At 39.8% G+C, this 518-nt stretch carries 1 protein-coding gene; it reads right to left on the reverse strand.

The genetic code is table 11. The features are described 5' to 3' along the window. A partial coding sequence (locus tag GMD6S_RS10120) for a Jag N-terminal domain-containing protein (RefSeq protein WP_000552386.1) occupies positions 1-518 on the reverse strand: 518 nt, incomplete at both ends.

A 518-nucleotide genomic window follows, 5' to 3' on the forward strand; every position in this document is an offset into this window, starting at 1 on the left:
GTTGCCACTTGTTCGATGTCATAACTTGGTTCTACTTTCAAGCCTAAATCTTCCAAAGATTGGCTTGTTGCTTCCTGCGTTTCAGTTTCTTTTTCTGGAGCAGATTCCACTTCCTCGGCAGTATCCTCTGGTTCCAAATCATTTAAAATTGAAATATGACCTGTTTCTTCCAAAATCGTGCTGGCATGTTTTTCATTTTTCAGGATTTCAGCCTTGACCTCTTCAGAAACACCTTGACCTTCTTCTTCAATCTTCTTAATCGCTTCAACTACATGCCCCAAATCAACAGTTGCTTCACTTACTGTTTTCACGGGTTCATTTTTTTCATTGACTTCTTTTGGAACCCCTTTAATGGCCTGCTGATTGGCTTTGATCACTGTCGTTTCACTAATCGCTTCGATATCAACTTGAGCCGGCTTCTTACCAAACAAGCCTAAGAATCCTTTTTTCTCTTTTGAAACGACCTTGATGTGGGCCTTCATTCTTGGAATGTCTAATTCTTTCAATCCTTTTTGGAT

The organism is Streptococcus sp. GMD6S (assembly GCF_000297015.1).